The organism is Streptomyces sp. NPDC058052, from assembly GCF_042885515.1.
Classification (GTDB): Bacteria; Actinomycetota; Actinomycetes; order Streptomycetales; family Streptomycetaceae; genus Streptomyces.
This window is the reverse complement of record NZ_JBHVRX010000007.1, coordinates 98,837-112,139: the sequence shown is the minus strand read 5'-3', so window position 1 is coordinate 112,139 and position 13,303 is coordinate 98,837. Positions and strand designations below refer to the sequence as shown.

Sequence of the window (13,303 nt, the reverse complement as noted above, 5' to 3'; positions counted from 1 at the left end):
CCCGCCCATACGCCACCCGAGCGGCGCGCGGGGGCGGGCGGGGGCGGGTGCGCCCGGTGCCGTCAGCCGGTCGTCGCGGCGGCTTCGAGGCCGCGCCGGACGAGGTTGCGGTCGACCTTGCCCGTGGACGTCTTGGGCAGCGGGTCCGTGGTCAGGTCGAAGGCGGTCGGTACGGCGGCGCGGACCACGTGGCGGGCGCAGTGGCTGCGCAGCGCCAGGGTGGAGACGGCGCCCGGGGCGGTCACGCGCAGGACGGCGTGCAGGCGTTTGCCGGCCACCGGGTCGGGGAGGGCGATCACCGCGGCCTCCACGACGTCCGGGTGGTCCAGCAGGACCTGCTCGACGCTCTGGGTGCTGATCTGGAAGCCGCGCACCTTCACCATGAAGTCGGTGCGTCCGAGGACGCTGACGGTGCCGTCCTCGTGGCGGGTCACCACGTCGCCGGTGCGGTAGTAGACGAGGCCGGGTTCGCCGTCCGGGTGCGGGGCGAAGCGGTCGTTGGGGGCGTTGAGGTAGCCGGCGGTCTGGAAGGGCGTGCTGACGAGCAGCTCGCCGCGGCCCTGGCCGGTGACCGGCTCGCCGTCGGCCCCGGCGATCAGCCAGGACACGCCGGGGAGCGGGCGGCCGATCGGCAGGGGCGCGCGGACCGGCGCGGTGCGGTCGATGGTGTGCAGGAAGCTGTTGTTGGTCTCCGTGCAGCCGTAGTTGTTGTACCAGCGGGCGTCGGGGAAGACCTTCTCGAGACTGTCCAGGACGCGGCCCGGGGTGCTCTCGCCGGCGAAGACGATGTGCTCGGGCGTGGTGAGGGGGCCTGTGTCGGCGGTGGCCTCGATCAGCAGCTGGAAGAGGAGCGGGACGCCCTGGATCAGGGTGACGCCGTGGTCGGCGACGAGGTCGCGGAGGTACGACGGGGAGGCGCCGCGGTCCGGGTCGGCCAGGACGACGGTGCCGCCGTGGGCGAGGGTGCTCCAGATGTCCAGGAGGCACAGGTCGAAGTTGAGCGGGGCGTAGTTCAGCACCCGGGCGCCGGGGCCGAGGGGGAAGGACGCGCCCGCCCAGGCGGTGAAGCGGGTGACGGCGCCCGTGGGGACGGGCACGATCTTCGGCAGTCCGGTCGATCCGGAGGTGGTCAGCATGAAGCCGACGGCGTCGTCGGCGACGGGGGCGGGCGGCCGGGCCGGCCCGGGGTCCGTCGCGGGGCCGGTGAGGTCCACGACGTGGTCGGCCAGCGGATGGGGCTCGGTGCTCAGGACCGCGCGGCAGCCGGCCTGGGCGTACAGGGACCGCAGGGGTTCCTCGGGCAGTTCGCGGGAGGGCAGCAGGAAGCTCCGGCCGGCCATGAGGCAGCCGAGCACCAGGGCGACTGCCTCGGGCGACTTGCGGACGAGGAGGCCCACCGGGTGGTCCGGGCCGGGGACGGCGGCCTCGACCCGGGTGCGGGCCCGGTCGGCCATGGCGTAGAGCTCGCCGTAGCCGACCGGGCGGTCCTCCCAGACGAGCGCGGGGGCCTCGGGCCGTTCGGCGGCGTGGGCCGCGAACGCCTCGGCCAGGCCGCGGCTCATGACCGGCCGCCGGCCGCGGCGGCCCGCTCGGCGGTCTCGCGGATGGCGCGCACGCTGCGGAAGCGCGGGCCGGTCAGCTCCCGGTCGGGCACGACGACGCCGTGCCGCTTCTCCAGCCAGGCGGCGACCTGGAGGAGGCCGAGGCTGTCGAGGACGGCGGTGGCCAGGAGGTCGTACTCCGGGTCGAGCTCGGCGACGTCGACGGAGGGCAGGAAGCGCTCGACGACGAAGCCGGCTATCTCCTCCTCCGTGACGGTCCCTGCCGGTGCCGTCCGGGGCTCGGTGGTCATGGTGTCTCCTCTCGCGGGTCCCCGCCGGCCGGGCCGGACCGCCCGGACCGCGGTGGCGGTCTCACACCTCGATGAGTGTGCAGAACCAGTGCATTCCGGGTGCCGAGATCCCGGCCAGCGCGACCAGGTCGCCCTTGGCCAGCTCGCCGGCCTCGACGTGGCGCCAGAGGCAGACCAGCTGGTCGGCGGCGCCCATGTGGCCCAGTTCGCGGGCCAGGTCGGCGTTGCTGAGTTCGACGGGCAGCCCGATGGCCTCGGCGGCCTCCTGGATGGCCCGCTGGTTGTCGTTGATGAAGACGAGCCGGGCGATCTCGTGGCGCTCGCGTCCGGCGCGGACGAGGGCGGTGTCGACGACGCCGGCGAGCCGGGCGCGGATCTCCTGCTCGAACTGCTCGAAGCGGGCGGGGTCGCGGTCGAAGTGGCGGAAGACCGCGATCTTCGGGTCCACGTCCAGGTTGCCCCCGCCCTCCGGCTCGACGGGCGCCGTGGCGCCGCCGTACTCGATGCGGAAGAGGTCGGCGTAGTCCGAGTTGGTGAGGTGGGCCGAGGAGAGCCGGCGCAGCCGGGGGTGGTCGCGGCGCAGGACGGCGGCGACGGCGCCGTCGCTGGCGATCGTGGCGTTGAAGTCCATCCGGTTGGCGTGCGCCTCGCTGAGCACGTTGACCAGGACCAGCAGGACGGTGTCCATGTCGGGCGAGAGGGCCATGGCGCCGGCGGCGTGGTCCAGGGCGGGCGACCAGGCAGCGCACGACTGGGTGAACTGGACGGTGGGGACGGTGCGGGCGCCCAGGGCGCGGGCGACGGCGGCGGAGGTGTCCCAGCCGAGGTACTCGGGGACGTCGGAGACGCCGACGACGAGGAGGTCCAGGTCGTCCACGTCGAGGTCCGCGTCCTCCAGGGCCTCGCGCGCGGCGCGCGCGGCGAGGGCGGTGGGCGTGTCACCGGCGCCCAGCCGGTGGTACGTGTCGTAGCCCATCTTCTCGGCGACCGCGGGGTCGACCAGGTACTCGGCCGCCGTCTCCCGTACGTCGCACAGTTCGCCGAACGCCGTCCCGACGGCGACGATGCCCATCTCCACGCCGGTCCCTCGATTCTCCGTCTGTCACTGCCCAGGGCGCCGGAACCGCCGGCACGGTGTCACAGGGGGAGTGCGCCCAGCACGCCTTCCACGTCGGCGGCCCAGCGCAGCAGCCGTTCGTCCTCGCCGGTCCGGCCGACGCACTGGAGGCCCAGCGGGAGCCCTTCGGCGGTGCGTCCGGCCGGGACCGAGACGATCGGCAGGCCGGCGCCGCTCCACGGCAGCGACATGACCGAGTCGCCGGCGTTGTCGAGTCCGCGGGGGGCGGGACCGGTGGCGGCGGGCGTGATCCACAGGTCCACGCCGTGGCCGTGGGTCGTCTCCGTGAGGCGGTCGCGGAAGGCGTCGCGGGCCTTCAGCGCGTCGGCGTAGTCGGAGTCCTGGGCGGTGCGGCCCTGGAGGATCGCCTCGGCGGTGCGCGGGTCGTAGCGGTCGGCGTGGCGGTCGAACAGGTCGGCGTGGGCGCGGGCCAGTTCGTAGAGGTTGATGACGAACAGGGAGAAGGCGTCCTGCTCGAAGTCGTCGAAGACCGGGACCTCGCGGATCTCGTATCCGGCGTCGCGCAGGGCGGTCACCTGGCGGTCGAAGGCGGCGAGGGCCTCGGGCTCGGTGAAGCCGAGGTACGGGCCTTTTGGCACGGCGAGCACCGGGCGGTCGTCGCCGACGCGCTCGGGCCGCCAGTCGTCGCACAGGACGGACGCGGCGAGGGCGGCGTCGGCCGTGGTGGCGGTGAAGGTGCCGACGGTGTCGTACGACGGCGAGGTCGGGAGGACTCCGTCGAGCGGGACGCGTCCGTGGGTCGGCTTGAAGCCGACGACGCCGCAGTAGGCGGCGGGGCGGACGAGCGAGGCGATGGTCTGGGTGCCGAGGGCGAGCGGGACGAGTCCGGCGGCGACGGCGGCGGCCGAGCCGCTGCTGGAGCCGCCCGGTGTGTGGTCGAGGTCGTGCGGATTGCGGGTGGGGCCGGGGGCGGCGACGGCGAACTCGGCGGTCACCGTCTTGCCGGCGATCAGCGCGCCGGCGGCGAGGAGCCGCGAGACGGCGGTGGCCTGGGGTCCGGCGAGCTCCTCGGCCGGCAGGGCGGAGCCGGCCCGGGTGGGCAGCCCGTCGACGTGCAGGATGTCCTTCACGCCGACGGGCACGCCGTACAGCGCCGGACGGGTGTCCGGTGCCGGGTGGCGGTCCGCGGCGTCCCGTGCGGCCGCTCGTAACCGCTCCGTCCGCTCCGGCTCGTCCACGAAGGCCCGCACCGCCCGGTCCACGTCGGCGATGCGCCGCAGGGTGGCGTCCGTGTGTTCCGGCGCGCCGGTGGCACCGGTGCGCAGGCTCTCGGCCACGTGGAGCAGGGACGTGGTCCGCACTGGATCTTCCATGGCTTCCTTCGTGTCTCGCCCCGAGGGGGAGGGGCGGGGTCCGGTACGGCGGGACGGGGCGGGCCGTGCGGTCACGGGCCGGCCGGGGGCCTACTTCTCGAGGGAGCGGCCGCCCATCTCCCTGGTCTTGGTGACGACTCCGCCGAACATCGCGAGGCCCTTGATGAGCACCCGGGGGGTGCCCGGCTTGTTGTGCTTGCGCGCGCCGCGCTTGCCGAAGACGCCGAAGAGTCCGAAGCCCTTGACCTCGACCTCGATGTCGTCGGGCAGGATGATCTCGGTGCCGCCGAAGAGCGCGACGGCCCGGATGACCGTCTCCTGCTCGGCGTAGCGCGCCTCGCTCAGGTCGAGCCGGCCGCCGCCCCACATCGACCAGGCGGTGAACCGGGACGGGACCACCCATTCGCCCTGGCGTTCGAACCCGCCGAACATGCCGAGCGCGAAGCGGGAGGTGGGGGCGCGGTCCACCACGAGGGCGTCGCGGGGGCCGACGTCGGGCAGGCCGCGGCCGGCCACGTCGAGTTCGCCGTGGGTCCTGGCCTGGTAGACCTGGGCCAGCCGGGCGTCGAGGTCGTCGATCTCCAGGCGGCCGGCGGCGACGGCCGCCCGTACCTTCTCGGCGACGCGGTTGCGGTCGTGGTCGGAGGCCAGGAGCTCGCTGCCCGGGGCCTTCGCGGGTTCCATCTGCTTGTTCTGGTCGTGATGTCCGGAGTGTTCAGTCATGTCGTCAACCCTTCCACACCCTGCTTCCGCACGGCGATCGTCCTCGCCTGAACTGTCCTCTTTCGAGCGGTCGTTGGCGTCGGTGTCAACCACCGGCGCCGGGGCCGACACGCCGGGGGGATCGATCTCCCGGACCTCGGCCAGAGGAATGTCGAGGATGCTCAGCCGGCCGCGTGCGACGTGCAGGGCGAGGGCGAGGGCGACCATGCAGACGGCCAGGACCAGGACGGCCGCGCGGACGCCGAGCGCGTCGGCGAGGAAGCCGGCGGCCAGCGGTCCGGTCCACTGCACCGCCTGGACGCTGAAGCGGACGACGGCGGCCAGCCGGCCCAGATAGGCGTCGGGGACCAGCCGCACCTGGTACGACTCGATGACCACGTTCAGCGGAACCATGCTGGTCATCGCGACGAGCAGGACCAGGCCGATCTGCCAGGGCCGGGGCACCCAGACCACGGCGGCGAAGCAGGCCACGAAGAGCCAGGCGGCCACCAGCATCACCCGGCGGGCGCCCATGCTGCGCATCAGCGCGGGGCCCGCGGTGGCGCCGAGCAGTCCGCCGACCAGCGCGAGCGAGGTGGCGGTGCCGACGTCGGTGGGGCTGCCGCCGCGGTGCTGCACGAGGACCACGAAGAGCAGGGTGAAGCCTTCGGCCACGACGTTGAGCAGGGCGCCCCAGACGATGGTGAACACCAGGTACTGGCTGCCGCGGACGATCCGCAGGCCATCGGCCATCTCGGTGAACAGGCCCGGTCTCGGGCCGTCCCCCGTGTACCGGTCCGGGCCCAGCGGGCGGCGGATCAGCGCCGAGGCGAGGGTGACGAAGAGGAAGGAGAGCGCGTCGAAGAGGAACGGCACCCAGCGGGACATCGAGTAGAGCAGACCGCCGAGCGGGGCGCCGAGCAGATGGGCGACCATGTCGCGGCCCATGCCCTGCGCGGTGGCGGTGGGCACCTGCTCCTTGGGCACGATCCGGCGCAGGGCGGACATGGACACGCCACTGCGCAGCCCGGCCGCGAGACCGCCGAGGAGGGCGAGCAGGTCCAGGAGGAGGATGGTGGGGTCGCCGCCGTAGACGAGGGCGGCGACGGCGCCCATGGCGAGGGCCTGGCCGAACGACGCCGAGATCATCAGCGCGCGGCGCGAGACCCGGTCCGCGAGCACGCCGCCGACGGGCAGCATGACCAGGGTGCCGATCATGTGGCAGGCGGTGATGGCGCCGGCCTGGGTCACCGAGCCGGTCTCGGCCAGCATCAGCAGCGGGAAGGCGAGGGTGGAGACACTGGTCCCGAGGGTGGACATGCCGTTGCCGGTCCACCAGTACATGTAGTCGAGATTGCGCCACAGCGAACCTGGGCGGTCCTCGGCCTCCTCGGTCCGCTCGTCCTCCTCGGAGCGCGGCTGCGCCGTGGCCATTCGCCCTCTTCCTCCATGCGGTGCGGTCCCGGGATCACCTCCCGGCTCCCCGCCGATGCTCGTCCACCGGTGGACGGACGGACCAGGCACTGCACCGGCAACTTCCGGCCGGAGTTGCCGCCGCGCCCGGTGGCCGCGGCGGGGCGTGCCGGACGGCCGGAACGGGCGCCCCGGAAGGCGTGTTCCGGCCGTCCGGGGCGCGTGCTCCCGGCGTGCCGCGCGGCGGTCAGAGCCAGCCGCGCTCGGCGGCCTTGTACCCCATCTCGAAGCGGCTCTCCGCGCCGAGCCGGGCGGACAGGTCGGCGACGACCCGGCGGACCGTCCGCAGGGAGACGCCGAGTCGCCTGCTCACGGCGCCGTCGGTCAGTCCGCGCGAGAGCAGCCGCACCAGCTCGCGCTCCTGCGGGCTGAGCCCGTGCTCGTCGGTGCCGGTGTCGGTGCCGAGCGGGATGCCGCTCTCCCAGCCGTACTCGAAGAGCGCCTGGAGGGCCGTCAGCACGCCCGGGGAGGAGATCTCCATGACGGCGTACCAGGGGTCTCCGGGGTCCACCGGCAACAGGACACGGGTCCGGTCGATGAGCAGCATGTGCACCGGCAGCGACGGGACGGTGCGCACCGGACAGCCCAGTTCGGCGCAGCGGGTGGCCCGGCGGAGCGCGGCGGCGTCGGTCCGGATGCCGTCGGTGTAGACGGTACGGTTGGCCACCTCGCGGTTGTGGACCTGTCTGGTCAGCGCCGCCGCCAGTTCCAGCCATTCCGTGTTGCGCACGCCGCCGGGGACGAAGGCGAGCCATTCGGCCTCCACGTCTCCGGCCAGCTGCCACAGCCGGTCGGTCACCGCCTCGCGGCCGGACACATAGGCGCCGCCGGCCTCGATGCCGCCCGGATGCCGGTCGGCGAAGTGTGCCAGCAGGTCCAGTACGGTGGCCCGGTCCTCCTCGAACTCCCTGATCCGTTCCTCGATGCCGACGATCTGGCGCAGCAGCAGGGATTTCAGTCCGAGGTTGGGGTCGACGAGCCGGCTGCGGCCCTCCCGTTGCGGAAGCAGCAGATCCAGTTTCTCCAGCCGCTCCATGGCCGACCGCACCTCGGCCGCCGGCAGGGCGAGCTCCACGGCCAGGTCGTCCACGCTCTTGGAGCTGCCGCCGATCATCCCCCGGTACACGGCCGCCGCGAGGTGGTCGAACCCTAACCGTCCTAGTCTTCCGAGCATGTGCCCGCGTCCCCCTGTTCCCCGTTACCTTCGAAGCGCGCGCGGCTGGTGGTGGATCGGTCGAGCGCGCCCGCTCCCGGCTCTTCCACTTTCTACCCGATCACCCGCTTGTGCGATCAAGAGGGCCGAAGGGGGGAATCCGGTTCCGCGGGGCGGACGGATCGCCCGGCGGCCCGGGGCGGGGTGCCGGTGATCGCCGGACTGCTGCCCGCCGGGGTGTGCGCGGCGGAGGCGTTCGGCGACGACGGACCGGCCGGCCGGGTGGCGCTCTTCCCCGCCGAACGGGAGGCCGTGGCGGGCGTGTCGCCGGAGCGGCTCCGGGAGTTCACGACGGTGCGCGGCTGCGCGCGGACGGCGCTGGCCGGGCTGGGCGCGGCGCCGGCGCCGCTGGTGCCGGGACGGCTGGGCGCTCCGGACTGGCCCGCGGGGGTGGTGGGCAGCATGACGCACTGCGCGGGCTACCGGGCGGCCGCGGTGGCGCACGGGTCGGCGTACGCGTCGCTGGGCATCGATGCGGAACCGCTGGAGCCGCTGCCCGCCGTGGTGGCGTCGCGCGTGGTGGGCGCGGCCGAACGGGCGTGGCTGCGGGCGGACTTCCCGCCGGGCGCGCTGCCGTGCGACCGGCTGGTGTTCAGCGCCAAGGAGGCGGCGTACAAGGCGTTCTCGCCGTGGCTCGGGGCCCGCTTCGGATTCCAGGACTTCACGGTGCGACCGTACCCGGACGGCACGTTCCTGGTGATACCGCCGGAAACGGAAATGTCGCTGCCGGCACTTCCCGAAGACGGCCTGGTGGGACGCTGGTCGGAGCGGTCGGGGATTCTGCTGACAAGTTTGCTCATTCAACAACGTGAAATCTGACCCCACGTCAGTTCATCTGCTCCTCGCCTCCACGTTCCCTCCGGGCGATATGAATCAGTGGCACCAAGCTGCCAACCAGCACTTCCTGCCACAGTCCCGCCCACACTTCCCGGTTACGCTGAACCCGATCGGCCGCCTCCCGCTTGCAACCGCCGTCTTTCACCGGCCCCACAGAAAAGCTCGGAAAAAAGGCAAATACTGGCGGGAATTCGGGACCATCCACGTCCCGTCCCGCGGATCGGCTCCGGCAATGGGCGGCCGCGACAATGTCATGTCGTCGCCGGAACAACACCGCTGATCCACCTGCGCGTTGCACGCAATTCCGCACACGATCCGGAGGGTGTTCTTCCGCATGCAGACCCCGAACGAGGCCATCCCCTTCCGTCCGACGGACATCCACAGCCTGAGAGACTTCCTGCTCCACCAACGCAGAATGTCGGGCTGGACCCAGGAAGAGCTGTCCGAGAGGTCCGGCGTCAGCGTCCGGACCATCCGGAACCTGGAGACGGGCACCAACATCAACCCCCGCCGCAGCTCGGTCTCCCTGCTGCTGAGCGCGTTCGGCGCCACGGCGTCCGCGCTCGACAAGGGGGCCCCGGCGGAGAGCGGCGGCTGGCCGGCTCCCGTCCCGCACCCGGAGGCCGAGCGGCCGGCGGCCGACTCCGGTCCCCCGCCCTGGTACGGGCCCCGCCCGCTGCCGGCCCCGCTCGTGGGCCGCCAGGCCGACCTGCGGCACCTGCTCGGCGCCGTCCAGCGCGGCCGGCTCGTCGTCCTGACCGGACCCGGCGGCGTCGGCAAGACCCGGCTCGCCCTCGCGGCCGCCGCCCGGCTGCTGCCGCTCTTCCAGGACGGCGTCGCCGTCGCCGAGCTGCACGACTGCCCGCCCGAGCACATCGACCCCGTCCGCGCGGCCACCGAGCTCAACCGCATCACCGGCGACCTCGTCCGTTCCGACATCTCTACGCGCGAAGACGCCGGAATGCGCAGGCAGTTGCTGGTGCTCGACAGCGCCGAGCACGTCGTCCAGCAGACCGCCCGCGTGGTCCGCGGACTGCTCGACGCCCACCCCGGCCTGCACGTCCTGGTCACCTCGCGCCGCACCATGGCGGTGAGCGCGGCGGAGACCTGGGAGGTCGAGCCGCTCGACACCGGCGTGCGGGCGCGGGGCGAGTCCGCCGTGCCGAGCGCGGTGGAACTCTTCCTGCGCCGGGTGCAGGCGAGCCTGCCGACGCTCGACCTGAGCAGCCGGCTGCCGCTCGTCCGCGAGCTGTGCGCCCTGCTGGACGGGATCCCGCTGGCCATCGAATTAGCGGCAGGCCGCCTCCGGTCCCTGCCGCTCACCTCGCTGGTCGACGACGACACCCTCTTCCACCTGCTGGCGCGGGTCGACGCGGGCGACCTCTCACGGCACCGCACCCTGTCGAGCAGCGTCCGCTGGAGCTACGAGCTGCTGCCGAACCCCCACCGGGAACTGCTGCACCGGCTGACCGCCCTGCCCAGGACGTTCTCCCTGGACGACGCGCTCACGATCCCGGGGCCCGACGACACCGCCGGCGCTCCGCACGTCGCCCACCTGCTGGCCGAACTGGCCGACGCCTCGCTCGTACAGATCCACCGCGAGCGCCAGTACAACTACCGGGTCCACTCCCTGGTCCGGCACTTCGTCACCGAGGTCGCCGCACCGGCAGAGGAAAGCGCCTGGTGCGCCGTCGGCTGACGGAACACCAGGCGCGAAGGGCGCATGATCGCGGGGGTCAGGCGCCGACCGCTTCCTTGACGGTCCGGAGCGAGAAGTGCTCCGGGCCGTCGAGCGAGGCGAGGATCCGCTCCTCCAGCCACGGGAGGAACGTCTCGTCCAGCTCGGCCGCGGGGTCGATCCGCTGGAGGAGCCGCTGCAGGACCAGGACCAGCCAGCCCGTGCCGCCCTCGGCGGCACGCTCCGCCGTGAACGAGTGGAGCCAGGTGTACAGGCAGGAGGCCGCGGCGTGGTGCACGCAGTGCTCCGCGGCCAGGTCCTGGCCCTCGGTGGACACCGCGTCGAAGGCGTCGCTGTCCACCCGGGCGTAGAAGGCCCGCCGACGCTCGCCGAACGTCTCCAGCACCTTCACCAGCGCCGACGCCTCGGCCGCCGGCAGCTCGCTCTCGGCGATCCGCTTCGCCTCGTCGACGGCCGGGCCCCAGCCGCGCGTGATCTCGTCCTCGGCCGCGTTGGTGAGCCGCAGCGCACGGCCCGAGGGCTCCCAGCGGGGCGCCTCCTCCGACCAGTCGAACAGCGCGCGCAGCACCTCCTCGCCCTTCCGGGCCGGCGTGTCCGCCACCCGGGCCACGGCCCGCAGCTGCGCGGCGATGCCGTGCAGGTTGACGTGGGTCGTGCCCTCGAAGATGCTCGCGATCGCGTGGTCCCGCTGGAGCTTCTGGAACGCCCCGTGCGCCACGCCCTCGCGCAGGTAGCTGCGGGCGCCGAGCACCCGGGCCATCTCCTGGACGACCTCCTCGCCGAGGGTCGGCACCAGGTACTTGACCACCGACGACCAGAGGCTGAGCCGGGACGGCGCGACGGTGAGCGACCGGGCCACCGGCAGCGCGGTGCACTCGGCGATCAGCAGGTCGAGGAAGCCGCCCAGCAGGTGCCGCCGGATGACGGGGATCTCGTAGATCGGAGCCCCGTACAGGATCCGGTCCCGGGAGTGCCGGAGGGCGATGCGGAGCACCGAGTCCATGGTGCCGACCGACAGGGCGCCGATGGCCGTCCGGGTGATCTGGAGGACCTGGAGCACCTCGGGCAGACCCGCGCCGGGCCGGCCGATCAGCGCCGAGGAGGGCACCCGGGTGCCGTGGAAGGTCAGACCGCTGAGGTCGTGCCCGCGCAGGCCGACCGTGCGGACGAACGGGTGGTTGTCCCAGGTGACCTCCTCCTGCTCCTCCTTGTCGATCAGCAGCAGGGAGGAACCGGCGCCCTCGACCTTGGCGTAGACGGTGACGAAGCGGCCGCGGGTGGCGTTGCCCACGGGCCACTTCTCGCCGGTCACGACGTAGTCGTCGCCGTCACGGGCGGCGGTCGTCTCGTTGGTGCCGAGGTCGCTGCCGTGGTCGGGCTCGGAGACCGCGAAGCAGGCGAGGTCGCCGCCGAGGAAGCCCTCGGCCACGCGCCGGCGCTGCTCGTCGGTGCCCCACAGCCACACGGGGTTGACCCCGAGCACCGCCGAGCCGAACATCACCGCGACGGTGAGGTTGCGGCGCGACAGCGAGCGGGTCAGCAGGAACAGCTGCTCCAGGTTGCGCAGCTTGCCGCCGAAGGTCTCCGGCACCAGGTGCTCGGCGAAGCCCCAGCCGCGGATGGTGTCCACCGCGCCCGGCGGCAGCGCGCCGTTCTCCTCGTGCTCGACGATCTCGGCGAAGCTGAACGGCCCGCTCGGGGCGTGGGGGTCGCCGAGGGCCCGGTCCAGGTCCTCGGCGAGCGCGTAGGCCGGACGGTCGAAGGCGCGCCCGGTCACGAAAGGGGGCTCTCGGCGCCGTATCGGGCGAAGACGTCCTCGACGACCTCGGCCTCGGCCAGCGCGGCCTGCCCCGCGGCCACCTCGGTGCGGACCAGTTCGATCACGTCGCCGACGCTCTGGAGCCGCATGGCCTCCTCGGGGTTGAGCGACCGGAGGCCGTACAGCTCCTCCAGGTTGTAACCGAGCTCGGCGAGAACGAGGGAGTGGAAGCCGAGGTCGCCGATCAGCCGCTGGTCGGGGCCGACGGAGTCGACCTTGCGGGGGGCGATCAGTTGGACCATCCCGCTCACGATGGCGGAGACGGCGTCGGTGCCGACGGCGGCAGGAGTGTTCGTCATGCGCCTCACGCTAGGCACGGCGCCCCCCGCCCCCCAGGCATCCCGCCCGGCAGCCACGCGGCAACTTCGGCGGCCCACAGGCGACTTGCGGCGAAGTTGCCGCGGAGCTGCCTGGCCGACACCGGCCGGGGGCACCCAGGCTGGCGGCCATGACCACTTACGACACCGCGTCCGCGGCGGGCCCGCTCGCCCCGTCCTCCTGGATCAGTGCCCGGTACGCCCGCGGCGTCCCGCGGCTGCGGCTCTTCTGCCTGCCGCACGCCGGCGGCGGCGTCGGCGTCTTCGGCCCGTGGCGGGCGCACCTGCCGGACGGGATCGAGCTGGCGCCGGTGGAGCTGCCGGGCCGCGGCTCCCGCATCGACGAGCCGATGCCGCCGACGATGGACGCGCTGGTGGAGGCCCTGCACGAAGGGCTGCGCGACGAGCTCGACCTGCCGTACGCCTTCTTCGGGCACAGCTTCGGGGCGCTGCTGGGGTACGAGCTGACCCGCCGGATCGAGGCGGAGGCGGCGCGCGGCGGATCGACGCGCACCCCGAGCGCGCTGCTGGTGTCGGGGTCGCGGGCGCCGCACGTGCCGCTGGGCCGGGGCTCCGTGGCCTCCGGCGACGACGCCGGGCTCATCGACTGGCTGAGCGGCACCGGCGGGCTGCCGCCCGAGCTGCTCGAGTTCCCCGACTTCCTGCGGGACCTGCTGCGGGCGGTGCGCAGCGACATGGCGTTCGCCGAGGCGTATCTGGCGGAGCGGCCGGAGCCGGTCGGCTGCCCGCTGTCGGCGTTCGCGGGCGCCGAGGACACGGTGTCCACGGTGGCGCAGGTCGAGCCGTGGGACCGGTACACGACCGCCGCGCACGGGCTGCGGGTGCTGCCCGGCGGGCACTACTTCCCGCAGAGCCACGCGCGGGAGACGGTCGGCGCGGTGGTCGCCGAGCTCACGGCGGTCGCGGCGGTCTGAGGCGG

Annotated in this window: 11 protein-coding genes; 3 read left to right on the top strand and 8 right to left on the bottom strand. The window is 73.6% G+C overall.

The window, feature by feature from the left end:
- Window positions 1-62 precede the first annotated feature (62 nt).
- From ACFVU3_RS12465 to ACFVU3_RS12440, 6 genes are all read right to left on the bottom strand, one after another.
- On the bottom strand, window positions 63-1,562 hold the full coding sequence (locus ACFVU3_RS12465; RefSeq protein ID WP_390065838.1) for an AMP-binding protein: 1,500 nt from the start codon (window positions 1,560-1,562) through the stop codon (window positions 63-65).
- A complete protein-coding gene (locus ACFVU3_RS12460) occupies window positions 1,559-1,852 on the bottom strand; it encodes an acyl carrier protein (RefSeq protein WP_390065837.1) in 294 nt (97 codons plus the stop codon). The genes ACFVU3_RS12465 and ACFVU3_RS12460 overlap by 4 nt, the downstream gene beginning before the upstream one ends.
- Before the next feature lie 61 nt (window positions 1,853-1,913).
- Window positions 1,914-2,924, bottom strand: a complete 1,011-nt coding sequence (locus ACFVU3_RS12455) for a 3-oxoacyl-[acyl-carrier-protein] synthase III C-terminal domain-containing protein (protein ID WP_390066006.1) — start codon at window positions 2,922-2,924, stop codon at window positions 1,914-1,916.
- A 65-nt stretch (window positions 2,925-2,989) separates the two neighbouring features.
- Window positions 2,990-4,303 carry an amidase gene (locus ACFVU3_RS12450; protein ID WP_390065836.1) on the bottom strand — a complete coding sequence of 438 codons (1,314 nt, stop codon included), beginning with the start codon at window positions 4,301-4,303 and terminating at the stop codon, window positions 2,990-2,992.
- A 90-nt stretch (window positions 4,304-4,393) separates the two neighbouring features.
- A complete protein-coding gene (locus ACFVU3_RS12445) occupies window positions 4,394-6,439 on the bottom strand; it encodes an MFS transporter (RefSeq protein ID WP_390065835.1) in 2,046 nt (681 codons plus the stop codon).
- A 226-nt stretch (window positions 6,440-6,665) separates the two neighbouring features.
- On the bottom strand, window positions 6,666-7,652 hold the full coding sequence (locus tag ACFVU3_RS12440; RefSeq protein ID WP_390065834.1) for a LuxR C-terminal-related transcriptional regulator: 987 nt from the start codon (window positions 7,650-7,652) through the stop codon (window positions 6,666-6,668).
- A gap of 189 nt (window positions 7,653-7,841) precedes the next feature.
- Between ACFVU3_RS12440 and ACFVU3_RS12435 the strand changes: the two genes are divergently transcribed.
- Both ACFVU3_RS12435 and ACFVU3_RS12430 read left to right on the top strand, forming a co-directional pair.
- Window positions 7,842-8,510, top strand: a complete 669-nt coding sequence (locus ACFVU3_RS12435; protein ID WP_390065833.1) for a 4'-phosphopantetheinyl transferase — start codon at window positions 7,842-7,844, stop codon at window positions 8,508-8,510.
- A gap of 352 nt (window positions 8,511-8,862) precedes the next feature.
- Window positions 8,863-10,227 carry a helix-turn-helix domain-containing protein gene (locus tag ACFVU3_RS12430; protein WP_390065832.1) on the top strand — a complete coding sequence of 455 codons (1,365 nt, stop codon included), beginning with the start codon at window positions 8,863-8,865 and terminating at the stop codon, window positions 10,225-10,227.
- Between the two features lie 37 nt (window positions 10,228-10,264).
- On the opposite strand, the gene ACFVU3_RS12425 is transcribed toward ACFVU3_RS12430, so the two are convergent.
- Entirely contained in the window at window positions 10,265-12,004 is a 1,740-nt protein-coding gene (locus ACFVU3_RS12425; RefSeq protein WP_390065831.1) for an acyl-CoA dehydrogenase family protein, read from the bottom strand.
- A complete protein-coding gene (locus ACFVU3_RS12420; RefSeq protein WP_390065830.1) occupies window positions 12,001-12,345 on the bottom strand; it encodes an acyl carrier protein in 345 nt (114 codons plus the stop codon). The genes ACFVU3_RS12425 and ACFVU3_RS12420 overlap by 4 nt, the downstream gene beginning before the upstream one ends.
- A 149-nt stretch (window positions 12,346-12,494) precedes the next feature.
- Here ACFVU3_RS12420 and ACFVU3_RS12415 point away from each other — a divergent pair, with 149 nt between their 5' ends.
- A complete protein-coding gene (locus ACFVU3_RS12415) occupies window positions 12,495-13,298 on the top strand; it encodes a thioesterase II family protein (RefSeq protein WP_390065829.1) in 804 nt (267 codons plus the stop codon).
- Window positions 13,299-13,303: the final 5 nt, after the last annotated feature.